Genomic DNA, 22,125 nt, shown 5'->3' on the forward strand with positions numbered 1-22,125 from the left:
TGGAGCCGTGACCATGGGGAGCAGGGTTTACCTGGCGCGGCTCGCGGCGCTGCCCGTTTTTGACCCCAACGGCGATCGTGTCGGCCGGGTTCGCGACGCCGTCATCCGTCTACGCACCACGAACAGACCGCCGCAGGTGGTCGGTCTGGTCGCCGAGATGGCGCTGCGCCGGCGCATCTTTCTGCCCATCGGGCGGTTCACGTCGATGGACGCCGAATCCGTCGTGCTGAGCACCGGCATGCTCAATCTGCGCCGCTTCGAGAAGCGGCCGAACGAGCTGCTCGTCCTCGAGGAGGTGCTGGACCGCCGGGTGACCGTCGAGCCGGAGGACCGCCAGGGCCCCGGCCAGCCCGGCTCGGTGGTCGACCTCGGCATGGAGCTCAACCGCAACAACGAGTGGCTGATCACCCGGGTCGCCGTCCGGGAACACTCCGGCCGCCTCACCCGCCGCGGGCACACCTACCAGGTCGAGTACGACCGCGTACGCGGTCTGGTCGGGCCGACCGACACCCAGGGCACCTCCAACCTGGTGGCGCTGCTCGAGCAGATGCGGCCGGCCGACATGGCGAATGCCCTGCAGGACCTCTCCGACTCCCGGCGTAACGAGGTCGCGCACGCCCTGAGCGACCGGACGCTGGCCGACGTCCTCGAGGAGCTCCCCGAGCACGACCAGGTCGAGATCCTGGTCCAGCTGGACCGCGAACGGGCCGCGGACGTCCTCGAACGGATGGACCCGGACGACGCCGCCGACCTCCTGGCCGAGCTGCCGAAGGCCGAACAGGCGGTCCTGCTGGACCTGATGGAGCCCGAGGAGGCGGCGCCGGTCCGCCAGCTGATGAGCTACACCCCCGGCACCGCGGGCTCGGTGATGACTTCGGAGCCGGTCATCCTGCCGCCGGACGCCACGGTCGCCGAGGCGCTGGCCCGGATCCGCGAGCCCGAGCTGTCGCCGGTCGTCGCGGCCCAGGTTTTTGTCGCCCGCGCGCCGTCGGCCACACCGAGCGGGAAGTACCTCGGCATGGTCCACTTCCAGCGACTGCTCCGCGAACCCCCGTCCTCGATCCTCGGCGGCATCATCGAGACCGACCTCGACCCGCTGAGCCCCGAGACGGATCTCACCGAGATAACCCGACGGATGGCGACCTACGACATGGTGGCAATGCCCGTGGTCGACAGCGCGTACAGGCTGGTGGGGGCGGTGACGGTGGACGACGTGCTGGACCACTCGCTGCCCCGCGACTGGCGTGACCGTGACATCCAGGACGAGACGCCGACGCCGATCCTGCCCGGGGCCTCGGCATGACCGACCCGCGTCGCGACCGGCTCGACCGCCTCGACCAGCCCGTCGAGCCGGGCCGGGTCCGCCTGCCCCGTTTCGACCCCGAGGCGTTCGGCCGCTGGTCGGAGAGCATCGCCCGGTACATGGGCACGGCCAAGTTCATCGTCTACATGACGTTGGTCATCGCCGCGTGGTTCTTGTGGAACACCCTCGCGCCGTCGGGGATGCGCTTCGACCCGTACACGTTCACGTTCCTGACTCTGGTCCTGTCCTTGCAGGCGTCCTATGCGGCGCCGCTGATCCTGCTCGCGCAGAACAGGCAGGCCGACCGGGACCGGTTGACCATGGAAGAGGACCGCCGGCGGGCGGCGATGCAGAAGGCCGACACGGAGTACCTGGCCCGGGAGATCGCCTCGCTGCGGATCGCCGTGGGTGAAGTGGCGACCCGTGACTTCGTCCGCTCCGAGCTGGCCCGGCTGGCCGACGAGTTGGACGAGGCAGCGCATCGACGACAGAAGCTGGAACGCAAGGAGTGGGAGGAGGAGCGGACCTGACACCGACGTAGCATGGTCGGCATGTCCGCACCTGCCCCCACCATCGAAGACGCCATTCAGGCGGCTCTCGCCACCGTCGACGACCCCGAGATCCGCAAGCCGATCACCGATCTCGGCATGGTCAAGGGCTTCACGGTCTCCGGCAGCAGCGTGAAGGTCGAGCTGCTGCTCACGGTCGCCGGCTGCCCGCTGCGGGACAAACTCACCTCCGACATCACCGCCGCGGTCACCACGATCCCGGGCATCACCTCGGTGGACATCGATTTCGGCGTGATGACCGAGGAGCAGCGCAAGGCCCTCCAGGTCACGCTGCGCGGCGGCGGCGAACAGCCCGCCGAGCCGGTCATCCCGTTCGCCCAGCCCGGCTCCAAGACCCGGGTGTACGCCGTGGCCAGCGGCAAGGGCGGCGTCGGCAAGTCCAGCGTCACCGTGAACCTGGCCGCGTCCCTGGCCAAGCGGGGCCTGTCGGTCGGCGTGGTCGACGCGGACATCTACGGCCACTCGGTGCCCCGGATGCTCGGCGTCGAGGGCCGTCCCACCCGCGTCGAAGACATGATCATGCCGCCGCAGTCGCACGGCGTGAAGGTCATCTCGATCGGGATGTTCACCGCGGGCAACGCCGCCGTCGTCTGGCGCGGGCCGATGCTCCACCGCGCGCTGCAGCAGTTCCTCGCCGACGTCTTCTGGGGCGAGCTCGACGTGCTGCTGCTGGACCTGCCGCCGGGCACCGGCGACGTGGCGATCTCGCTGGCCCAGCTGCTCCCGAACGCCGAGATCCTGGTCGTGACCACCCCGCAGATGGCCGCCGCCGAGGTGGCCGAGCGGGCCGGCGCGATCGCGATGCAGACCCACCAGCGCCTCGTGGGTGTGGTGGAGAACATGTCGTGGCTCGAGCTGCCCGACGGCTCCCGCATGGAGGTCTTCGGCGCGGGTGGCGGCCAGACGGTCGCCGACTCGCTCACGCAGACCATGGGTGCCTCGGTGCCGCTGCTGGGTCAGATCCCGCTGGACACCCGGGTGCGCGAGGCGGGTGACGCGGGCACGCCCGTCGTGCTGGCCGAACCGGACGCCCCGGCCGCCAAGGCGCTGGACGCGGTCGCGGACCGCCTGGCCATCCGGCGTGAGTCGCTGGTCGGCAAGCCGCTCGGCCTGACGGTCAGCGCCCGGAGGTAGGGCCTAGGTAGCGTCGAGATCGAACGTGCGCGGCGCCGGGGTGGACTTTTCCACTGCGGCGCCGCTGCCGTTCGAGGCGGGGCTGATGTCGTTGCGGCGGGCCTTCAGGTCGGCCGCGGAGGCGACGTCGCTCAGATCCGACTTCACACCGTCGAGGTCACTCTTGACGTCCTCGAAGAGGCCCTGGAGCGGCTTGCGGATCGCCTGCTCGTCCTCCTCGCTCAGCAGATGCTTGCGGATGAAGGCCTTCGGGTGCAGGTCCTGGAGCTGGATGTCGGTGCCGAGCTCGCGGCTCAGGTCGGTGGTCGCGTTCTGCGCCATGGCCCGCAGACCTCGGAGCATGCGCAGCCCGTCGCCGATCACCTTGGGCAGGCGCTCACCGAAGATCAGCAGCGCGAGCATGAGCAGCGCGCCGATCTCCCACCAGTTCAGGTTTTCGAACACGGCCGACCTCCCTCGTCCCTACCCGGGCAAGACTACGCACGTTCGCTGTGCGCGTGCCGCCCGCCCGTGAGGACGTTTCACTTCGCGTCGGCCGCCAGGGTGACCGACGCCGACTGAATCTTGGTGCCGCGGCGGTACTCGACCGCGACCACCGAGGCCGGTGCGTACTTGCGGACCAGGGCGATCAGGTCAGTGCCGTCCTCGAGGACGTGACCGTTGATCTTGGTGATGACGTCGCCGGACTTCAGGCCCGCCGTCGCCGCCGGACCGGCCGGTTCGACCGAGCGCAGCCGGGCGCCCACCGAACCCGTGGACCCGGTCGAGCCTCCGGTCGCGACCTCGGCGCCGATGACCGTACGCCGGGCCTTGCCGAAGTCGATGATGTCCTTGGCGATGCGCTTGGCCTGGTTGATCGGGATGGCGAAGGCCAGGCCGATGTTGCCCGCCTCGGTGTCGCTGCCACCGACGGAACGGATCACGGAGTTGACCCCGACCACCCGGCCCGCCGCGTCGACGAGCGGCCCACCGGAGTTGCCCTGGTTGACGGCCGCGTCGGTCTGGATCGCCGCGTAGTAGCGGACCTGACCACCCGGGTCGCCGGCCTGGATCGTGCGGTCCAGCGCGCTGACGATGCCGGAGGTGACGGTGTTGACCAGTGCCAGCGGCGAGCCGAAGGCCAGAACCGGGTCGCCGACCGCGATCGAGTCGGAGTCGCCGAGCTGCACGGCGGTCATGTCGTCTTTTGCGACTTTGATCACTGCCAGGTCGGACTCGGGATCGCGGCCGACCACCGTTGCGGAGGCCGTCGAGCCGTCGCTGAACGACACCGACAGCGTCTTGTCGGCACTCTCGACGACGTGGTCGTTGGTCACCACGTAACCGTCCGAGGAGATGACAAAGCCGGATCCGATGGCGCCCGTGACCCGCACGGTGACCACGCTCGGCAGCACCTGCTTGGCCACACCGGCCAGTGATTCGGGTGCCCGCTGGGCCGCCGACGGGGCTGCCAGCGGGGTGCCGCCGAGCTGCGTACCGCCGCCGCCGACACCACTGCGCGTGGCGAAGACGAAGCCCAGGGTGCCGCCCAGACCACCGGCGAGCAGGGCCGTGACCAGGCAGATCAGCAGGATCGGCGTCATCGATCGGCGCGGTGCGTCCGGGTCGGCGATGGGCTCCAGCTGCGGGCCCGTGCTCACCGGCGCGGTCGGCACCACCACGGCCGACGGTGCGTACGGGTCCCGCCACGGATCGGACATCGCATCGGACCACCACGGTGAGCCGGTCGATGCTCCGGGCGTGGGGGACGGCGGCGGTTGAGGCTGGCGCCAGTTCCAACCGTCGGTCACGTCGATGCCTCCACTCGTCGCACTGGAACCCCCGGCTCCGCATCCAGGATGACACGGATCGGCACCGATCATCCGCTCAGTGGGACGCGAGGCGGTCCGCCGTCGCTTTCCGCCGCCGAAGTCCCGGTGCGCGAAGGGTGAGCATCGCTCTACGCTCATACCCGATGTGCACCGGTTCCGGACTGCTCATCCTCTCCCCCCGACGGAGGTTGTCATCGTCACCGCAGCCCGATCGCTCGGCACCCCGACCGCGCAGTCGATGCAGTTCGCCGAGGCGTACGCCGCCGAGGACATCGTCCTGCAGACCGCGCGGAGCCTGGCCCAGGAGGTCGGCCTCGCGGCCGTGACCCCCGGCGCGGGGTCCGTGCTGAGCCTGCTCGCCGCGGCGGGCAGCGCCAAGGCGGTCGTCGAGATCGGCACCGGTACGGGCGTCAGCGGCGTCTGGCTGCTCCGTGGCATGCGCGCCGACGGCGTCCTGACCACGATCGACGTCGAGAACGAGCACCAGCGCATCGCCCGCCGCATCTTCCAGGAGGCGGGCTTCGCCTCGTCCCGCACCCGCATCATCACCGGCCGCGCGCTGGACGTCCTGCCCCGCCTGGCCGACGGCGTCTACGACCTGGTCTTCGTCGACGCGGACGCCACGGAGTTCGGCGCCTGCGCCGAGGCCGCCCTCCGCCTGCTGCGCCCCGGCGGCATCCTGATCGTCAACGGCGCCCTGGCCGGCGGCCGCATCAGCGACCCGGCCGCCCGCGACGTCGACACCATCACCATCCGCGAAACCGTCAAGGCCCTCCGCGAATCCGAGGACTGGACCCCCGCCCTCATCCCCACCGGCGCCGGCCTCCTCGCCGCCGTCAGGCGGTAACCGCAACCAGAGTCGGATTGCGCCCGTCGTTGTCGAGGGCGCCGAAAAGGACTAGGCGCCCTTTGCCGTGGTCATTTTCGGTGACCTCGGCAACGACCTCGAGGGGCGCAATCCCGCCGTGCCGGAGGCGCGGCCATGACTCAGTCAGGCGGTAAGGAGATAGCGCAGGAGCATGCGGGCGCCCCAGCCGGTGGCGCCCTTGGTGAGGTCGGCTTCGTTCTTCTCGGCCCAGCTCGGGGCGGACATGTCGAGGTGGGCCCAGCGGTCGGCCCGGTCGCCCAGGAACTCCTGCAGGAAGAGGGCGGCGACGACCGAGCCGGCACCCATCGACGGTGAGCTGTGCCGGTCGGCGATGTCGCTGTGCAGGTAGTCGACGTATTCATCGGGCAGCGGCAGCCGCCACATCCGCTCGCCGGCCGCCTCACCCGCGGCCGCCAGCGCGGCGGCCAGGTCGTCGTTGTGGCTGTAGAGGGCGGCTGTGCGCTTGCCGAGCGCGACCGCGTTGGCCCCGGTCAGCGTGGCCAGGTCGATCACCAGGTCCGGCTCCAGCTCGGCGACGGCGTAAGCGAGCGCGTCGGCGAGAACCAGGCGGCCCTCGGCGTCGGAGTTGGTGGACTCGGTGGTGGTGCCGTCCCACTGCGTGATGACGTCACCCGGGCGGAACGCGGAGCCGCTCACTGCGTTCTCGGCCAGCGGCGCCAGCGCGGTGACCCGGACCGGTAGCGACAGGTCGGCGGCCGCCAGCGTGGCCGCGACGACCGCCGCGGCGCCGCCCATGTCCTTCTTCATCAGCTTCATGCCGTCGCGCGTCTTGATCGAGATGCCGCCGGTGTCGAAGGTGATTCCCTTGCCGACGAGGACCACATGGCGGGACGCGGACGGTGGATTCCAGCTCAGCTCGACCAGGTGCGGCGGTGTGGCGGAGCCGCCACCGACCGCCAGGATGCCCCCGAAGCCCTCGGCGGTGAGGCGCTCCGGCCCGCGTACGGTCACGGTGACGCCCGGGCGTGTCGCGGCCTCGGCGACCACCTGCGCGGCGAACCAGGCCGGGTTCTTCACCGCGGACGGCGTGTTGGTCAGGTCGCGCGCCAGCCAGGTCGCCGCGGCGGTCACCCGTGCGGTTTCGAGGCTCCGGGCGTACGCGTCAGGGGTGGTCGTGGTGAGGGTGACCGGCGCCGAGCGTGGCGGTCGCGGGGCCTCGTGGAAGCGGTAGGCGCCGAGCCAGAGCCCCTCGGCGAGGCCACGGACCGCAGCCGGGGGGAAGTTGTCGGGGAGCAGCACGGTGAGTGGCTCGTCGTCGGCTGCGGACCGGGAGATCGCGGCTCCGGCCGTCCGCAGCGAGGTCTCGTCGGCGGCACCGGCACCAGCCAGCAGCACCTTGGCCGGGACGCGCAAAGGGCGCGGGAAAATCTGCACCGCACCCGCCCGACCTGCGTCTTCGGCAGTCGACCGCAATTCGGCGGTCTCGTCGTCGCCGCCCGCGAGCACCGCGGAGTCGTCGACCAGAAGCACCCGGGTGCCGGGGCCCTCGTCGGCGGAGAGACGGATCGCGAACACTGGAGGATGACCTTTCCTCAGGACGTGGAAAGCCCGCCGGTACGGCAGGTACCGTACCGGCGGGCCACGTGAAACGTCAGCCGGCGATCGCCTTCAACGCGTCACCAAGCGCGTTGGCCTCGTCCGGAGTCATCTCAACGACGAGACGGCCACCACCCTCCAGCGGGACGCGCATGACGATCCCGCGCCCTTCCTTGGTGACCTCCAGCGGACCATCGCCCGTCCGCGGCTTCATCGCCGCCATCTTGTCTCCCCTCAGACCTACATCAGGGTCGGTGGGTTACCCCACAGCCACTTCGTCAACGCACCGTGCTCAGCCCCACGATGCGCCGTACCTCGTTTCCGACCGGCGGAGTCGCCCCCGCTGGACCGACCCGAGACCGCAGCGCTGCGAGCCTCGCCCAACGTCACGCGACGTGGCTCACCGTGCCGATCAAACATTTTCCCTGATGAACACCGGCGAACCCAAACCCAGCCCGGGCTGATGTGACAGCGTCTAGCATATCGCCTTTCCGGCTGTCACAATGTGCGGTCATGCAGGCGCGGTCGGCACTCTTCGACCTCTACGGCGACTATCTGCGCCCGAGAGGGGGCCGCGCGCCGGTCGCAGCCCTCGTCAAACTGCTCGCTCCGGTCGGGATCGCGCCGCCCGCGGTGCGCACCGCGGTGTCCCGGATGGTGCGTCAGGGCTGGTTGCACCCTATGCGACTGGTGTCCGGCCCGGGCTATCTGCTGACACCCAAGGCCGCCCGCCGCCTCGACGAGGCGTCGGCCCGGATCTACCGGACCGGCCGCAACGGCTGGGACGGACGCTTCGACCTCGTCCTGACAAATGCCCCGGTTCCGCGCCGCGAGGCCAAACGACTGACTTTTCTCGGGTACGGAATGCTCGGCGAACTTGCCTGGGTCGCGCCCCGCGCCGCGGACGAGATCGACGCCGTCCTGACCGACGCGGCGGTCGGCTTCGAGCGGTTCAGCGCCAGCCACGCCGCCGGTTCGCCCGGTGCGGCGGAGGTGGTCGGACGGGCGTGGGACCTGACCGAGATCGGCCGGGCGTACGAGGAGTTCATCGAAGTCCAGCGCCCGATCGTCACCGCCGTGAACGCCCGCAGCTCCGACGAGGAGGCGTACGCGGCCCGCTTCCAGCTCGTTCACGCCTGGCGCTCGTTCCTCTTCCGCGATCCGCAGCTGCCGGCGTCCCTGCTTCCGGCCCGGTGGCCCGGCGCCAGCGCCGCGACGTTCTTCGACCGGCACGCCACTCGCCTGCGTCCCCCGGCCGATCGCTTCGTCGAGCGCTGCCTGGCCTCAGTGACAAGGGGCGGCCGTGTGGGATTCTCAGACACATGACCGCCATCCAACCGCCCCACCCACCGCCCACGATCGGACTGAAGACCGATTCCTTGCTCGTCGACCGCACCGACGCGGTCGTCACCCTGACCATGAACCGCCCCGACGCCATGAACGCCCTCACGGTCGACCTCAAGGAGGCGCTGCGGGACACCCTGGCGTCGATCGAGACGGACCGCTCGATCCGGGCCGTGGTGCTGGCGGGCGCGGGCAAGGCGTTCTGCGTCGGTCAGGACCTGCGGGAGCACGAACGCGACCTGAAGAAGGGCGCGACCGAGCTGGACACCGTGCGGCAGCACTACAACCCGATCGCTCAGCGGCTGGCCAGCCTGCCGAAGCCGGTCGTCGCGGCCGTCCGGGGCACCGCGGCGGGCGCCGGCGCGTCACTGGCGCTGCTCGCCGACTTCCGCATCGGCGGGCCGCGCACCACGTTCCTGATGGCGTTCGCGAACGTCGGGCTGGCCGGTGACACCGGCATCTCGTGGTCGCTGCCGCACATCGTCGGCCGCGCCCGGGCCCTGGAGCTTCTGCTGCTCGCCCAGCCGCTGCGGGCCCAGGAGAGCATGGAGTACGGCCTGCTCACCCAGCTGGTCGAGGACGACGAGCAGGTGCTGACAACCGCGCAGGAGTTCGCCGCCCGGCTCGCCGCCGGCCCGACCGTCGCGTACGCCGCCATCAAGCGCGAGCTCTCCATCGGCACCGCGGGCTCGCTGTCGGACGCGCTGGCCGCCGAGGCCCAGGCCCAGGCGATCTGCGGCGCGACGGCGGACCACCAGGCCGCGGTCGCGTCCTTCGTCGCGAAAGAAAGGCCGGTCTTCGAGGGCCGATGATATGAGTCTTTCGGGATAGCCCCATACATGCCGGTAAATGTTTGACTCCTCAGCATCAAGTTCTCGGGCTGGGGAGGTCTGGATGGTCAGATGGCGCAGGATCCTGGGTGGGCTGGCGGCCGCACTCACGGTGGCCTCGATGGGCACCCTGGTGTCGGCCTCGCCCGCCTCGGCGGAGCCCGACGGTCCGCAGAAGGTCGTCGGAGGCACCCGGGCCACGCAGGGTGAGTTCCCGTTCATGGTCCGGCTGTCGATGGGCTGCGGCGGCGCGCTCTACAGCCCGACGCTGGTGCTGACGGCCGCCCACTGTGTGAACCGCACCGGCGCGACCACGTCGATCACCGCGACCATCGGTGTGGTCGACCTCAACTCGACCAGCAAGGTCACCCGCCGGTCGAACTACGTCTACCGGGCGCCCGGGTACAACGGCAACGGCAAGGACTGGGCCCTGATCCGCCTGTCCAGCCCGGTCACCGGCTTCGCGACCCTGCCGATCGCCACCACCACGGCGTTCGACTCGGGCACCTTCACGATCGCCGGCTGGGGTGCGGCGACCGAGGGCGGCGGCCAGCAGCGGTACCTGCTCAAGGCCACGGTGCCGTTCGTCAGTGACAGCACCTGCAACTCGAGCTCGATGTACAACGGGCAGATCGTCGCGACCGACGAGATCTGCGCGGGTTACACCGCCGGTGGCGTCGACACCTGCCAGGGCGACTCGGGCGGCCCGATGTTCCGCCGCAACGCGTCCAACGCCTGGATCCAGGTCGGCATCGTGAGCTGGGGCGACGGTTGTGCCCGGCCCAACAAGCCCGGCGTCTACACCCAGGTGAGCTACTTCTCCTCCGCGATCGCCTCGGCAGCGGCGAGTCTCGGCGGCTGACTTCTGCACCACGGAGGGCCCGGAGCATCGAGCTCCGGGCCCTTCGTGTCAGTCGTCGTCCTCGTCCTCTTCCGGGTCGAGGTTGGCCTCGGCGCCCAGCACGAACGCCTGCATGGCCAGCTCGTCACCGGACGGCGAGACGAACGCCGGCAGCTCGGCGGGCCCCAGCTCCAGCACGTACGACCAGAACTGGCGTACCGCCTCGGCGGGTGTCGCGGCCTCGATCGGCAGGTCCAGGCTGACCAGCCAGGTGCGCCGCTCGAAACCCCCGGTCAGCCGCGTCGCGAGGCGCCGGAACAGCTCCCCGTCGACCTCGGCCACCGGCTCGGCCAGCTTGAGCTCGTCGGCCGGCACGGGCTCGTCGAAGGCCCGCCGGGTGTAGGTCACGACCAGTTCGGGAACGCCGTGGGCGCCGCGCCGCGCGGGTGCGCCGTCGACCGTGCCGAGCGCCACGACGTGCGGCGTCTCCTCACCGGCCACGAGCAGCACCTCGTCGCCCGCTTCCGGCGACACGCCGGCCAGACCGGCCACGGTCAGGGTGTCGTGATGGAACAACCGCTCGGTCGCCCATCGATCCGCTGGAATGATCACAGCCCAGTGCGCCATGCGCACCATCTCATCACGGGCGCACGCCGGTGACTCAGGTGGCCCACGCCGCCCCTCAGAGGCTCGTCAGGCCGCCGGGAGGCCGTCAGCGGGCTCGCGGGTGGGTGCCACAAAACAACCCGCCAGATGATCGTCGACCATGCCGGTCGCCTGCATCAGGGCGTAGGCCGTGGTCGGGCCGACAAACTTGAAGCCCCGCTTTTTCAGGTCTTTGGCCAGCGCAGTCGACTCGGGGGTGATCGCCGGGACGTCCGCCCGCGAGGCCGGGCGGGGCCGCGGTGCCGGGGCGTAGGACCACAGCAGCGCCGCGAGGCCGTCCGGCAGCCCGGCCGCGACCCGGGCGTTGTGCAGCGTGGCGTCGACCTTCATGCGGTTGCGGACGATGCCGGTGTCGGCCATCAGCCGGGCTGCGTCCTGCTCGGTGAAGGCAGCGACCGCAGTGATCGAGAAGCCCGCGAAGGCCGCCCGGAAGGCCGGCCGCTTGCGCAGGATCGTGATCCACGAGAGCCCGGACTGGAACGCCTCCAGCGACATCCGCTCGAAGAGCGCGTCGTCACCGTCGACCCGCCGGCCCCACTCGAGATCGTGGTAGGGCTCGTAGTCGGGCGTACTGCCACCCCAGGCGCACCGGGCCCGCCCGTCGGCGCCGATCACCAGGCCGTCGGTGCCGGCCTCGTCGACCACATCCGTCATGCGGACAACCGTACGAGCTGCCACCGGCAGAATCTCAGCGGAGGCGGCCTTCCTCGACGAGCCGGCCGAACTTCTTCAGGGAGGCCTTGAGGCTCAGCTTGGAACCCGGCCAGAGCAGCGGCCAGGCGACCTTCGTCGCCGCGCCTCCGGGCAGGTGGAACCACTCGTGCATGACAACCTGGGTGCGGTCACCACCCATGGCCGTGCAGCGCATCGAGCCGGGGCCGCGCAGCACCTTGCCGCAGTGCACGACCCGCAGCTCGTACGGCGCGTCGACCCGGACCACGCGCATCTCGTCGCGCAGGCCGGCGCGTCCGACACCGGTGATCGCCTCGATCAGGCTGCCCTCGCCGCCGTCACCCTCGACCACCCGGACCTTGGTGAGCGGGATCCAGTCGGACTGGCGCTCCCAGTTCATGAACGCCGCGAACACCTGCGGCGCGGGGGCGTTGACGATGACGGTCGCGGTCACCTCACCGGTGCCCGGGCGTGCGGCATCACCGAGATTGTTGATCGGTCCGGTCTCGCTCATCGACGCTCCGCCGGCTCGCCGTCGCCCGCGGCCCGTGCAGTGGCTTCCTCGGGCGTGGGATCGTCCTTGACCGCAGTGGCAGCGGGCTCGGCCTCCGTGACCGGCTTACCGGGCGGCGGTGGCGCCTCGGGCAGCGAGCCCTCGGGCTGCGCATCCTCGGCCGGGGCCGGCGGCGGCGGGGCCACCGCGGCCTCACGGGCGCGGCGCAGCACGTCCGCGTCGGCCGTCCGGCCCTCGCGCAGTGCGGCGACCTCGGCCTCGAGGACCCCGATCAGCTCACCCTTGTAACCGATGTCATAGGCGGCCCGCTGGAGCGCCTGGTCGACCTGGGCCATCCGGTATCCCCGGAAGCCGGTGTCGAACCGGGTGCGGAAGATGTCCTCCTCGCCGAGCGGCCGGTCGCTGGGCAGCGGCAGGGACCTGCCGTCGGGCTCGACGGGCGTCAGCCCGGAGTCGCCGCCGCTCACCAGGACGGTCACACCGAAGACGATCGCCGCGACCACGAGGCCCACGACGATGAAGAGGAAAAGCTGACCCATGGGCACGATCGTGGCACGACGCTCTCCACCTGGCGAGCCCGCCACCCCGCCCACGGGTAAACGCCGGGCTCGATCGAGGGGTGTCAGGTCCAGGTGAGGATCTTCTTACGCCAGGCGTACGCGATGCCCAGCGCGAGAACAGCCACGAAAATGGCCATCTCGACCACCGTCACCAGGCCGAAACCGGGCCGGTCGAAGATCACCGCCCACGGGAAGAGGAAGACCGCCTCGACCGCGAACAGAACGTACAGGTACGCATAGACGTAGTAGCGGATCTGGGCCTGCGCCCAGTCGCCGCCGACCGGGTCGACGCCGCTCTCGTAGGTCATCCGCTTACCCGCGGGCTCCGCCGGATGAGCGGGGCTGAGCAGCTTGTTCGCCCCGAACGCACCCACGAAGACGAGCACGCCGGCGGCCAGCAGCAGCCCCAGCGTGGCGTACGAACCCAGATACCCGTCCACGCGAGCAGCGTAGCGAACCGAAGGATGGACTCGGTTGGCTCAGGCAAGCCTTACCTGGCTACTGTGGTCAACGGTCTGAAGTCGGACACGCCCCCGAAACCTCGGTGGTAAGGAGTGCCGACGTAGGCTGGAAGTGACTATTGCGGGCCGGCTCATCGACGTGCGTACCCGCCGGCCCGCGCCCTCAGGAGGTTGGAACGTGGCCGCTCCCGCGAAGCGTGTCGAGCAGCTCGACCGCGTGGTCATCCGGTTCGCCGGCGACTCCGGTGACGGTATGCAGCTCACCGGTGACCGGTTCACGTCGGAGACCGCTCAGCTGGGCAACGACATCTCGACGTTGCCGAACTTCCCGGCGGAGATCCGGGCACCTGCGGGCACCCTGCCGGGTGTCTCGAGTTTCCAGGTGCACTTCGCCGATTACGACATCCTCACCCCCGGCGACTCGCCGAACGTGCTGGTGGCGATGAACCCGGCGGCGCTGAAGGCCAACCTGGCCGATCTGCCGGCCGGCGCGGACATCATCGTCAACACCGACGAGTTCACCAAGCGCAACCTGGCCAAGGTCGGCTGGACCGCCAGCCCGCTCGAGGACGGCTCCCTCGGGGAGTACGCCCTGCACCCGGTCGCGCTGACGTCGATGACCATCGGCGCCCTGGCCGAGCTGGGCGTGGCCAAGAAGGACGCCGAGCGCGCCAAGAACATGTTCGCCCTCGGCCTGCTGAGCTGGATGTACTCGCGGCCGTTCGAGTCGACGATCCGGTTCCTGGAGCGCAAGTTCGCCAAGCGCCCCGACCTGGTCGCGGCCAACAAGGCGGCCTTCCAGGCGGGCTGGAACTTCGGCGAGACGACCGAGGACTTCTCGGTGCGCTACGAGGTGAAGCCGGCCAAGATGCTGCCCGGCACCTACCGCAACATCACCGGCAACGCCGCCCTGGCCCTGGGCCTGGTGGCGGCGGGTGTGCGCGCGAAGCTGCCGGTCTTCCTCGGCGCCTACCCGATCACTCCGGCGTCCGACATCCTGCACGAGCTGTCGAAGCACAAGCGGTTCGGCATCACGACGATGCAGGCCGAGGACGAGATCGCCGCGATCGGTGCGGCCCTCGGCGCCTCGTACGGCGGTGCGCTCGGTGTCACCACGACCTCCGGCCCCGGTGTGGCGCTGAAGGGCGAGACGATCTCGCTCGCGATCGCCCTCGAGCTGCCGCTGGTCATCGTCGACGTGCAGCGCGCCGGGCCGTCGACCGGTCTGCCGACCAAGACCGAGCAGGCCGACCTCAACATGGCCCTCTACGGCCGGCACGGCGAGGCGCCGCTCGCGGTGATCGCCCCGCGGTCGCCGTCGGACTGCTTCCACGCCGCGATCGAGGCCGCCCGGATCGCCCTGAAGTACCGCACGCCGGTGATCCTGCTCTCGGACAACTACGTGGCGAACGGTTCCGAGCCGTGGCTCCTTCCCGAGGTCAACGACCTGCCGGACATCTCGGTGGAGTACACGACCGAACCCAACGGCGAGGACGGGCGCTTCCTCCCGTACCTGCGGGATCCGGAGACCTTGGCCCGGCCGTGGGCGATCCCCGGCACGCCGGGCCTGGAGCACCGCATCGGTGGTCTGGAGAAGGCCGACAAGACCGGTGACATCTCCTACGACCCGGCGAACCACGAGTTCATGGTCCGCATCCGCGCGGAGCGCATCGAGTCCATCCCGGTGCCGGACGTGGAGATCGAGGACCCGGACGAGAACGCCCGCGTACTCGTGCTGGGCTGGGGCTCCACCTACGGCCCGATCGGCGCCGCCTGCCGGGCGCTGCGCCAGCGTGGCCTGCCGATCGCGCAGGCCCACCTGCGTCACCTCTCGCCGCTGCCGGCCAACCTCGGTGAGGTGCTCGAGGCCTACGACAAGGTGGTGATCCCGGAGATGAACCTGGGCCAGCTGGCCCACGTCATCCGGGCGAAGTACCTGGTCGACGCGGTTCCCTTCAACCAGATCAGCGGTCTGCCGTTCACGGCCGCGACGCTGGAGAACATGCTCGAGGACGTGGTCAAGAATGGTTAGTTCGACGATCCCGCTGACGCCGGTGAAGCTGACGGCCAAGGACTTCAAGTCGGACCAGGAGGTCCGCTGGTGCCCCGGCTGCGGTGACTACGCGATCCTGGCCGCGGTGCAGCAGTTCATGCCGGAGCTGGGCATCGCCCGGGAGAACACGGTCTTCGTGTCGGGCATCGGCTGCTCGTCGCGCTTCCCGTACTACATGAACACGTACGGGATGCACTCGATCCACGGCCGTGCGCCGGCGATCGCGACCGGACTGTCCGCCTCACGCCCCGACCTGTCGGTCTGGGTGGTCACCGGTGACGGCGACGCGCTGTCGATCGGCGGCAACCACCTGATCCACGCGCTGCGCCGCAACGTCAACATGAAGATCCTGCTGTTCAACAACCGGATCTACGGCCTGACCAAGGGGCAGTACAGCCCGACGTCCGAGCTCGGCAAGATCACCAAGTCGACGCCGGCGGGCTCGGCCGACTCGCCGTTCAACCCGCTGTCGCTGGCGCTCGGCGCCGAGGCGACGTTCGTGGGCCGCACGATCGACTCCGACCGCAAGCACCTCCAGTCGGTGCTGCGTGCGGCGGCGGAGCACGAGGGCTCGGCGTTCGTGGAGATCTACCAGAACTGCAACATCTTCAACGACGGCGCGTTCGAGGTCCTCAAGGACCCGGGCACCCGCGACGACCACCTGATCCGCCTGGAGCAGGGCCAGCCGATCACCTTCGGTGCCGAGGCGCAGTATTCGGTCGTGCACCCGTCCGGCGGCTTCGGCCTGTCGGTGCGGGACAGTGCCGAACTCGGCGGCGAGACCCCGGTGATCCACGACGCCACCGTCGACGACCCCGCGTACGCGTTTGCGCTGAGCCGGCTGTCGGGCTCCGACCTGGGCACGACGCCGATCGGGGTCTTCCGCAACGTGCAGCGGCCGTCCTACGACGAGCTGATCCAGAAGCAGCTCGAGGACGCCAAGGCGCAGGTCACCGGCACGCCGGACCAGATGCTCGGCGAGCTGCTCAACGCCGGCGACACCTGGACGATCCTCTAGACCGCGACTCCGACGCCGCTCTTCTCCTCGTCACGGATGTAGATGAGCATGTCGCCGGTCTCGATGGTCACGATCTGCTCACCACCCAGGGGCAGCACCTTGCCCCGGCGAATCAGCGCGACGACGAGGGTCTGCAGCTCACGGGGGTTGCGTCCGACCTCGGCCCGCTCGGCGGACCGCATGGCCAGCGCCATTCCCTGACCGGGGGTGAGCAGGTCCTCGACCACGTCGATCAGCGGCGGGGTCGTGGTGGTCAGACCCAGCAGCCGGCCGGCCGTCGAGGACGACACGATCACGTGGTGGGCGCCGCTTTGCTTGAGCAGGGCGGCGTTCTCCTGCTCCCGGACCGCCGCGATGATCCGGACCTGGCCCGCGGTCAGCTGCCGCACGGTCAGCGTGATCAGCACCGACGCCTCGTCGCTGTCGGTGGCGATGATGACCGACTTGGCGTTCTTCACATCGGCTTCGAGGAGGACCGCCGACCGGGTCGCGTTGCCCTCGATGGCCACCAGCCCGTTGGCGGCGGCCTGGCGCAGGGCCTCGTCGCGGCTCTCCACGATGACGATGCGGGACTTGTCGTACCCGGTCTCGAGGAGCGCGCTGACCGCGGCCCGGCCCTTGGTGCCGTAACCGCAGACGATGATGTGGTCCTTCAACTTTCGCCTCCACCGGGTGACCCGGATGTTCTTCCGGTACTGCTCCGTGAGCACCTCGAGGGTCGTACCGACCAGGATGATCAGGAAGAGCACCCGCGCCGGGGTGATGAACACGATGTTCACGAACCGGGCGTCGGGTGTCACGGGTGTGATGTCGCCGTAGCCGGTCGTGGAGAGCGAGACGACGGCGTAGTAGAAGCTGTCGAGCAGCGTCAGGCCGTCCTCGTTGACATCCCGGTAGCCGTCCCGGTCCGCGTAGATCACGGCCACGGTGAGCAGGACAAGGACGATCGCGGCCACCAGCCGGATGGCGAGCGCCCGCAGTGGTCCCTGTCGGACCAGCGGTAATCGGATCACTGAACGGCCGCCTGCACGTTCACACCATAGCGGCCTGTACCCACACCGCTTTCCAGGACAGCACACGACAGGCCTGCCATGGAATACCCGCCGGTAAGTTGAGTCACCGTTAAGGAAAATCCATCGAATCTCTTGTATGCGGAAAGTTACGGATCGAACACTGGCGGTCTACCGCTGGAGGTTTGATGAACCGGTTCGTCCGCCGTTTTGTCGTCGTCCTGATCTCAGCCGCCGCCCTCCTCGCGCCCTCAGCCGCTGCCGCTTCGGCTGCTTCCGCTGCGGCCGCTTCCGCTTCGGCGGAGAGCAAGGCGTCCGTCCTCTCCCGCTGGACCCAGCCGACCTCGGCCAGCACCGCATCCTGGAACGACGCCCGCGTCAACCGCGACGAGTGGGTCAGCTACGGCTTCGACTGGACCACCGACTACTGCTCGTCCAGCCCGGACAACCCGCTGGGCTTCGACTTCACCAACTCGTGCTGGCACCACGACTTCGGCTACCGCAACTACAAGGCCATCGGCGCGTTCGACGCCAACAAGGCCCGCGTGGACGACACCTTCTACGCCGACCTCAAACGCAAGTGCGCGACGTACAACACGGTCGTCCGGCCGGCGTGTGTGAGCCTCGCGTGGACGTACTACCAGGCGGTGCGGATCTTCGGCTCGCTGGAGGCGGTCAACCCGTCCGACATCGACCGGGCCCGGACCCTGATCGACGACAAGTAAGCACAGCGGCAGCCCCGGACCTTCGCTGATCCGGGGCTTTCCGCTGCTCAGCCCATCCCCGGGCTCAGCCCGTCTCGGCGCTCAGCCCATCCCCGGGCTCAGCTCATCCCAGCGCTCAGCCCATCCCGGGCTCAGCCCGTCGTTTGGGCGAAGCGGACCGAGCCGTGCTCCAGGTCGGGGTGCTCGACGGCCAGGGCCGTCGCGACCGCCCGGCCGAAACCGATCTCCGTGCCGCTGGCGTAGGCCGCGTCGAAGGCCGCATCACCGAGTGCCCGCCGCAGCGAGGCCTGCTGGGCGAACCAGAACCCCCCGAACTGTCCCGCCCGCCGTGCACCGCGCGCCGACTCCACACCTCCGAAGAGGACAGCGGCGGTCACCGGATCACCGCCGATCGCGCACCGCACGGCGATAGCCGCCACGGCGTCCGCGGACGCACCCCGGAAACCGTGCCGCAACCGCGAGCGCAGAGCCACAACCAGGTGGTCGTGCGCCGCGACCAGGTCCCGGCGGCGCAGGGCCACCATCCCGAGAAGCCAGTCGACGGTACGGGTGCCGCGGTCCTCCGGGCGTCCCGCCTCCAGCTGACGGGCACTGCCCAGCAACTCGGCCGCCTCGTCGAGCGCGTCCCGCCGCCACAACAGTTCGGCCAGTGTCACCACCGACGGCAGGGCGGCGCCCGGAACCCCGGACTGCTCGGCCAGCGTGATGGCGTCACGGCACACCTGCTCGGCCTCGGGCAGCCGTCCCGCCTCGACGAGCGAGACGCGGCGGCCGGCCTGTGCGCGTACCAGAAGGGCAGGGTGACCGATGTCCTGCGCGACCGACTCGGCGCGGTCGAGGAACCGGGTCCGCTCGTCGCGGTCGTCGGCGAGCCCGGCGTGGACCAGGTAGGCAGAGGCCAGCTCGGCCGGTGCGATGTCGGCGTCCTCGGCCCGGCCGTAGAGCCGGAAGAGCAGGTCACGACCGTCCCGCGTGCCGCCGTGCTCACGCCACCACGGGTCGAGGGCACCGGCGAGCCGCAACCCGGCCCGGACACTGCCGCCCGTCGCGGACCAGCGCAGCGCGGCCTGCCACTCCCCCACGTACGGGGCGAGCTCGGTGAGGGACACCGTGCGCGGCTGCCCGTCGGTGTCCACGGCGACACCCGCCAGCGTGTGCAGCGCCCAGTCGACGTGGCGATCCCGGGCAGCCGGTTCCTCGCCGGCCGCGGTGAGACGGCGGGCGGCGTAGGCGCGTACCTGCCCGGACATCCGGTAGCGCGACCCGGCGACGACCTCGACCAGCGACCGGTCGGCGAGCTCGGAGAGCGCGCCGAAGGCATCCACGTCCGACCACTCGACCGTGCTGAGATCAACCGGCCCGGCAAAAACGGCCAGCCGCCGCAGCAGCTCGGCGGCCGGATCACTGAGCCCGTGATAGGACCAGTCCAAATTGCCGGTCAGGCTCCCGTGCCGATGCGAGTCGAGACGCCCGGCGTCCAGCGCGGCGATCGGATCGTCGAGCCGGCCGGCGAGCTGCGCCGGGGACAACAGCCGCAGCCGGTCGGCGGCCAGCTCTATCGCCAGCGGAACACCGTCCAGCTTCGACGCGATCCGCGCCAGGTCGGCGGCCTCGTCACTCCCGCTCGGCCGGCCACCCCGTGCGGCCTCGGCCCGCGCAACGAGCAGGGCAAAAGCATCGGCGGGCGCCAGCGACGGAATCCGCCAGACCAGCTCACCGGGCACACCGAGCGGCACCCGCGACGTCGCCAGCACATCCAGCCGCCGGCAACCGGCCAGCAGCCGCCTCACCAGCTCCCGCGCGGCCGGCTGCCGCGCCTCACAGGTCTCCAGAACGATCAGCGTGCGACCGGAACCACAACGCTCCACGATCGAGTCCAGCAACGGCCGCGCCGGCTCGGCCCGAACCCCCATCGCAGCCGCCAGCGCCGCCTCCGGCAGCTCCGCGGCAAGATCCACCACCCAGACCCCGTCCGGGTACGCGGTGAGCAGCTCCTCCGCGGCGGCCAGCGCCAGCCGCGTCTTGCCGCCACCACCCGCACCGGCCACAGTGACCAGCCGGTGCTTACCGACCAGGTCCCGCAGCTCGGCCAGCTCGGCCTGCCGCCCGATGAACCCGGTGACCGGCGCCGGGAGATTGTGCGCCGGTGCGCAAGGGGTCCGCGGACGGGGGAAATCGCGGCCCAGGCCGGGTGCGACCAGCTGGAAGAGGCGTTCCGCGTCATCGAACCCGCGGAGGCGGAAAGGGCCGAGGTCGAGGAAGTCGACGTCTGTCGCTCCTACTGCTCTTCCGCCTGCTCTTCCGCCTTGTGCTCCGGCAAACACGAGGTCGGTGGACCAGGTGGTGACGGCCAGGGCTGTCGCTTCCGAACACAGGATCTGACCACCGTGGGCGGCGGACGCAACCCGCGCAGCACGATGGACCTCCGCGCTGGTGTACTCGTTGTTGCCCGGTGTCGCCCAGCCCGTGTGCAACCCCATCCGAACGCGAGGCGCCGCGTCAGGGCTCGGCCACGAATGCGCGGCCAACGCCCGCTGCGCTTCCACACAGGCCGCAACGGCATCCGCAGCATCGCTGAAGGCTACAAAGAAGGAGTCACCCTCCGTGAAAAGCTCGACGCCGGCGTGATTACGCAGAGCAGCGCGCACCAGGTCTCGATGGGCGTTGAGAACGCTTCCATAACCCTCGCTGAGCATCCGGGCGAGCCTCGTAGACCCCTCGATGTCCGTAAACATGAAGGTCACAAGCCCACTCGGCAGCTCGGTCCGTCCCGACACGGTGAGAACCTCCGCCCCCTTGGGAAGTCGCGCTTCATGCTGCCGCACCGCAATCACACGGCACATCGTAGGAACGGTCGGTAACCGTCCTCCCGCCACGCCGACCCCGGAAGGGCGACCCACGGTCGTGGTCATCGACGTTTACGCACGGCACTACGCGTGACGTAACGACGCGGTTCACGTTCTAGTTGCGCTGCAGAAGGTCATTTCCGCCGACCCGTTCGTACGTCCCCGCAAGAGTCACCGTTGTGCGACTCCACGAGGTCACCGAACAATCACCACAGCGTCACGTCTATGAACCGCCCAATCTCGACAGAACAAGAGATCCACCGGCCCGCCCCACTGATACCTGCCGAACGGACCGATCGTCCCCGACAACCGGTCAGCCCAGCCGGCGAGCTGTGGCCTGAAACCGAGGCTTGCCGACCCGCTCAGGTTGGACTGCATAGCCCTGTTCAGGTCTTCCATAGCCCCGATGTGGCGTCTTACCGGGACACGAGATTCGATTTCTGCACTTGCCAGAAGCTGAGGTCCAAGATCTGGAAACCCAGGGTCTGCGGTCCGAGGATCAGATCCGGAGTTTGGATCGAGACCAGAGTGAATAGGTCTGGCCCCGGTTCCAGGACCGAACCCGTCACAAACTGGTCGTCGCTGGGGTCCTCGGCGGCCTGGCACTGCGGTCTGAGTTGACTGACACGCGGCGGTCCCGGGCTGGCATCCAGGCCGGCACCACTCAGACCCGTCAGTCCCGGCTGAGGTTGAGACAACCGCGGTTGCCACCAGGAGCCCGGCCACGTCGGAGTACGCGTCGTGGCACGCGCTGCCAATCCACCGCGGGACAACTGAAGGGTTCTGCGCTTGGAACGGTCCATGGGGCGGCCGGTAATTGGGCCTGCCGACGTCGCTTCGCCGGCGGGCTTGCCGTCGAAGCCGGGCAGAGCCCTGGCAGTCCTCCCGTGACCACCACGGTTGCGAGCTGCCCAAGAGGCGTGAGATCCGCTTTGCGCACCCCCACATCACCTCGGAGTCCGGCTGGCGAACCACAACCTAGGCCGCTGCCCAACCACAACCCGATTCCGTGACCGAGCCAAACCCACAAGCCCGACCCTTCGGCCAAGCCACCCACAAGCCCGACCCTTGGCCAAGCCAAGCCACCCACGAACCCGACCCCTCGGCCAAGCCACCCACGAACCCGACCCCTCGGCCAAGCCACCCACGAACCCGACCCCTCGGCCAAGCCACCCACGAACCCGACCCCTCGATCGAACCCGCCCACGTGCCGACCCCTTGGCCGAGCCACCCGCGTGCCCGCCCCCTCGGCCGAGCCACCCACGAGGCCTGCTCGATCCGGACCAGCCCAGTCAGCAGCCACCGCCCGCAGTCCAGTAGCGCTCGGCCGCTGCACCCGCAGA

21 protein-coding genes are annotated in these 22,125 nt (G+C 70.0%); 10 read left to right on the forward strand and 11 right to left on the reverse strand.

Annotated elements, in window-relative coordinates; all coding sequences use genetic code 11:
* The first annotated feature begins 13 nt into the window (after positions 1–13).
* Genes AFR_RS40240 through AFR_RS40250 form a run of 3 tightly spaced genes read left to right on the forward strand, consistent with a single transcriptional unit; the run spans position 14 to position 3,006 of the window.
* Positions 14–1,303: a magnesium transporter MgtE N-terminal domain-containing protein gene (locus AFR_RS40240; RefSeq protein WP_023562596.1), complete on the forward strand. Its 1,290-nt coding sequence runs from the start codon at positions 14–16 to the stop codon at positions 1,301–1,303.
* On the forward strand, positions 1,300–1,833 hold the full coding sequence (locus AFR_RS40245; protein ID WP_023562597.1) for a DUF1003 domain-containing protein: 534 nt from the start codon (positions 1,300–1,302) through the stop codon (positions 1,831–1,833). Before AFR_RS40240 ends, AFR_RS40245 begins: the two co-directional genes overlap by 4 nt.
* Positions 1,834–1,854: 21 nt before the next feature.
* Entirely contained in the window at positions 1,855–3,006 is a 1,152-nt protein-coding gene (locus AFR_RS40250; RefSeq protein WP_023562598.1) for an Mrp/NBP35 family ATP-binding protein, read from the forward strand.
* A 3-nt stretch (positions 3,007–3,009) separates the two neighbouring features.
* On the opposite strand, the gene AFR_RS40255 is transcribed toward AFR_RS40250, so the two are convergent.
* Both AFR_RS40255 and AFR_RS40260 read right to left on the reverse strand, forming a co-directional pair.
* Positions 3,010–3,450 (reverse strand): twin-arginine translocase TatA/TatE family subunit, encoded by a 441-nt coding sequence (locus tag AFR_RS40255; RefSeq protein WP_023562599.1) that lies wholly within the window; start codon positions 3,448–3,450, stop codon positions 3,010–3,012.
* 77 nt (positions 3,451–3,527) lie between these two features.
* Complete coding sequence (locus AFR_RS40260) at positions 3,528–4,796, reverse strand: S1C family serine protease (RefSeq protein ID WP_041841510.1); 1,269 nt, start codon at positions 4,794–4,796, stop codon at positions 3,528–3,530.
* A gap of 259 nt (positions 4,797–5,055) precedes the next feature.
* Between AFR_RS40260 and AFR_RS40265 the strand changes: the two genes are divergently transcribed.
* A complete protein-coding gene (locus AFR_RS40265; protein ID WP_041843354.1) occupies positions 5,056–5,664 on the forward strand; it encodes an O-methyltransferase in 609 nt (202 codons plus the stop codon).
* A 144-nt stretch (positions 5,665–5,808) separates the two neighbouring features.
* Here AFR_RS40265 and AFR_RS40270 read toward each other — a convergent pair whose 3' ends face one another.
* Positions 5,809–7,212 carry a leucyl aminopeptidase family protein gene (locus AFR_RS40270; protein ID WP_438829961.1) on the reverse strand — a complete coding sequence of 468 codons (1,404 nt, stop codon included), beginning with the start codon at positions 7,210–7,212 and terminating at the stop codon, positions 5,809–5,811.
* An 85-nt stretch (positions 7,213–7,297) separates the two neighbouring features.
* Positions 7,298–7,465 (reverse strand): DUF3117 domain-containing protein, encoded by a 168-nt coding sequence (locus AFR_RS45630; RefSeq protein ID WP_015625691.1) that lies wholly within the window; start codon positions 7,463–7,465, stop codon positions 7,298–7,300.
* A 290-nt stretch (positions 7,466–7,755) separates the two neighbouring features.
* Between AFR_RS45630 and AFR_RS40275 the strand changes: the two genes are divergently transcribed.
* The 3 genes from AFR_RS40275 to AFR_RS40285 all read left to right on the forward strand — a co-directional run bounded on the left by AFR_RS40275 (position 7,756) and on the right by AFR_RS40285 (position 10,278).
* Complete coding sequence (locus tag AFR_RS40275; RefSeq protein WP_023562603.1) at positions 7,756–8,568, forward strand: PaaX family transcriptional regulator; 813 nt, start codon at positions 7,756–7,758, stop codon at positions 8,566–8,568.
* Positions 8,565–9,398 (forward strand): enoyl-CoA hydratase-related protein, encoded by an 834-nt coding sequence (locus tag AFR_RS40280; protein WP_023562604.1) that lies wholly within the window; start codon positions 8,565–8,567, stop codon positions 9,396–9,398. Before AFR_RS40275 ends, AFR_RS40280 begins: the two co-directional genes overlap by 4 nt.
* Before the next feature lie 82 nt (positions 9,399–9,480).
* Complete coding sequence (locus AFR_RS40285) at positions 9,481–10,278, forward strand: S1 family peptidase (RefSeq protein WP_023562605.1); 798 nt, start codon at positions 9,481–9,483, stop codon at positions 10,276–10,278.
* Positions 10,279–10,326: 48 nt separating this feature from the next.
* Here the strand turns inward: AFR_RS40285 and AFR_RS40290 are convergent, their stop codons facing one another.
* The 5 genes from AFR_RS40290 to ndhC form a co-directional block, all read right to left on the reverse strand.
* The gene (locus AFR_RS40290; protein ID WP_023562606.1) at positions 10,327–10,884 is read right to left on the reverse strand and encodes a hypothetical protein; all 558 of its coding nucleotides are present in this window, start codon (positions 10,882–10,884) and stop codon (positions 10,327–10,329) included.
* A 66-nt stretch (positions 10,885–10,950) separates the two neighbouring features.
* Positions 10,951–11,577: a DNA-3-methyladenine glycosylase I gene (locus AFR_RS40295; protein WP_023562607.1), complete on the reverse strand. Its 627-nt coding sequence runs from the start codon at positions 11,575–11,577 to the stop codon at positions 10,951–10,953.
* Between the two features lie 34 nt (positions 11,578–11,611).
* The gene (locus AFR_RS40300; RefSeq protein WP_023562608.1) at positions 11,612–12,109 is read right to left on the reverse strand and encodes an SRPBCC family protein; all 498 of its coding nucleotides are present in this window, start codon (positions 12,107–12,109) and stop codon (positions 11,612–11,614) included.
* On the reverse strand, positions 12,106–12,648 hold the full coding sequence (locus tag AFR_RS40305) for a DivIVA domain-containing protein (RefSeq protein WP_023562609.1): 543 nt from the start codon (positions 12,646–12,648) through the stop codon (positions 12,106–12,108). Before AFR_RS40305 ends, AFR_RS40300 begins: the two co-directional genes overlap by 4 nt.
* A gap of 83 nt (positions 12,649–12,731) precedes the next feature.
* A complete protein-coding gene (ndhC, locus tag AFR_RS40310; RefSeq protein ID WP_023562610.1) occupies positions 12,732–13,109 on the reverse strand; it encodes an NADH-quinone oxidoreductase subunit A in 378 nt (125 codons plus the stop codon).
* A 274-nt stretch (positions 13,110–13,383) separates the two neighbouring features.
* Between ndhC and AFR_RS40315 the strand changes: the two genes are divergently transcribed.
* Positions 13,384–15,162 carry a 2-oxoacid:acceptor oxidoreductase subunit alpha gene (locus AFR_RS40315; RefSeq protein ID WP_238547430.1) on the forward strand — a complete coding sequence of 593 codons (1,779 nt, stop codon included), beginning with the start codon at positions 13,384–13,386 and terminating at the stop codon, positions 15,160–15,162.
* Positions 15,155–16,201, forward strand: a complete 1,047-nt coding sequence (locus tag AFR_RS40320; protein WP_023562612.1) for a 2-oxoacid:ferredoxin oxidoreductase subunit beta — start codon at positions 15,155–15,157, stop codon at positions 16,199–16,201. Before AFR_RS40315 ends, AFR_RS40320 begins: the two co-directional genes overlap by 8 nt.
* On the opposite strand, the gene AFR_RS40325 is transcribed toward AFR_RS40320, so the two are convergent.
* Positions 16,198–17,214: a potassium channel family protein gene (locus tag AFR_RS40325; RefSeq protein ID WP_023562613.1), complete on the reverse strand. Its 1,017-nt coding sequence runs from the start codon at positions 17,212–17,214 to the stop codon at positions 16,198–16,200. The two genes, AFR_RS40320 and AFR_RS40325, sit on opposite strands and share 4 nt — an antisense overlap.
* A gap of 185 nt (positions 17,215–17,399) precedes the next feature.
* On the opposite strand from AFR_RS40325, the gene AFR_RS40330 reads away from it, so the two are divergent.
* The gene (locus AFR_RS40330; RefSeq protein WP_023562614.1) at positions 17,400–17,936 is read left to right on the forward strand and encodes a phospholipase; all 537 of its coding nucleotides are present in this window, start codon (positions 17,400–17,402) and stop codon (positions 17,934–17,936) included.
* Positions 17,937–18,067: 131 nt separating this feature from the next.
* Here AFR_RS40330 and AFR_RS40335 read toward each other — a convergent pair whose 3' ends face one another.
* Positions 18,068–20,713 carry a winged helix-turn-helix domain-containing protein gene (locus AFR_RS40335; protein ID WP_041841512.1) on the reverse strand — a complete coding sequence of 882 codons (2,646 nt, stop codon included), beginning with the start codon at positions 20,711–20,713 and terminating at the stop codon, positions 18,068–18,070.
* Positions 20,714–22,125: the final 1,412 nt, after the last annotated feature.

The sequence above is a fragment of the Amorphoplanes friuliensis DSM 7358 genome (genome assembly GCF_000494755.1).
Lineage (GTDB): Bacteria > Actinomycetota > Actinomycetes > Mycobacteriales > Micromonosporaceae > Actinoplanes > Actinoplanes friuliensis.

Coding starts and splice junctions, on each gene's coding strand:
- AFR_RS40305 (WP_023562609.1), bottom strand. CDS start 12,648: ATGGGTCAGCTTTTCCTCTTCATCGTCGTGGGCCTCGTGGTCGCGGCG.
- AFR_RS40300 (WP_023562608.1), bottom strand. CDS start 12,109: ATGAGCGAGACCGGACCGATCAACAATCTCGGTGATGCCGCACGCCCG.
- AFR_RS40265 (WP_041843354.1), top strand. CDS start 5,056: ATGCAGTTCGCCGAGGCGTACGCCGCCGAGGACATCGTCCTGCAGACC.
- AFR_RS40245 (WP_023562597.1), top strand. CDS start 1,300: ATGACCGACCCGCGTCGCGACCGGCTCGACCGCCTCGACCAGCCCGTC.
- AFR_RS40315 (WP_238547430.1), top strand. CDS start 13,384: ATGCAGCTCACCGGTGACCGGTTCACGTCGGAGACCGCTCAGCTGGGC.
- AFR_RS40290 (WP_023562606.1), bottom strand. CDS start 10,884: ATGGCGCACTGGGCTGTGATCATTCCAGCGGATCGATGGGCGACCGAG.
- AFR_RS45630 (WP_015625691.1), bottom strand. CDS start 7,465: ATGGCGGCGATGAAGCCGCGGACGGGCGATGGTCCGCTGGAGGTCACC.
- AFR_RS40285 (WP_023562605.1), top strand. CDS start 9,481: ATGGTCAGATGGCGCAGGATCCTGGGTGGGCTGGCGGCCGCACTCACG.
- AFR_RS40280 (WP_023562604.1), top strand. CDS start 8,565: ATGACCGCCATCCAACCGCCCCACCCACCGCCCACGATCGGACTGAAG.
- AFR_RS40250 (WP_023562598.1), top strand. CDS start 1,855: ATGTCCGCACCTGCCCCCACCATCGAAGACGCCATTCAGGCGGCTCTC.
- AFR_RS40240 (WP_023562596.1), top strand. CDS start 14: ATGGGGAGCAGGGTTTACCTGGCGCGGCTCGCGGCGCTGCCCGTTTTT.
- AFR_RS40320 (WP_023562612.1), top strand. CDS start 15,155: ATGGTTAGTTCGACGATCCCGCTGACGCCGGTGAAGCTGACGGCCAAG.
- AFR_RS40275 (WP_023562603.1), top strand. CDS start 7,756: ATGCAGGCGCGGTCGGCACTCTTCGACCTCTACGGCGACTATCTGCGC.
- AFR_RS40295 (WP_023562607.1), bottom strand. CDS start 11,577: ATGACGGATGTGGTCGACGAGGCCGGCACCGACGGCCTGGTGATCGGC.
- AFR_RS40330 (WP_023562614.1), top strand. CDS start 17,400: ATGAACCGGTTCGTCCGCCGTTTTGTCGTCGTCCTGATCTCAGCCGCC.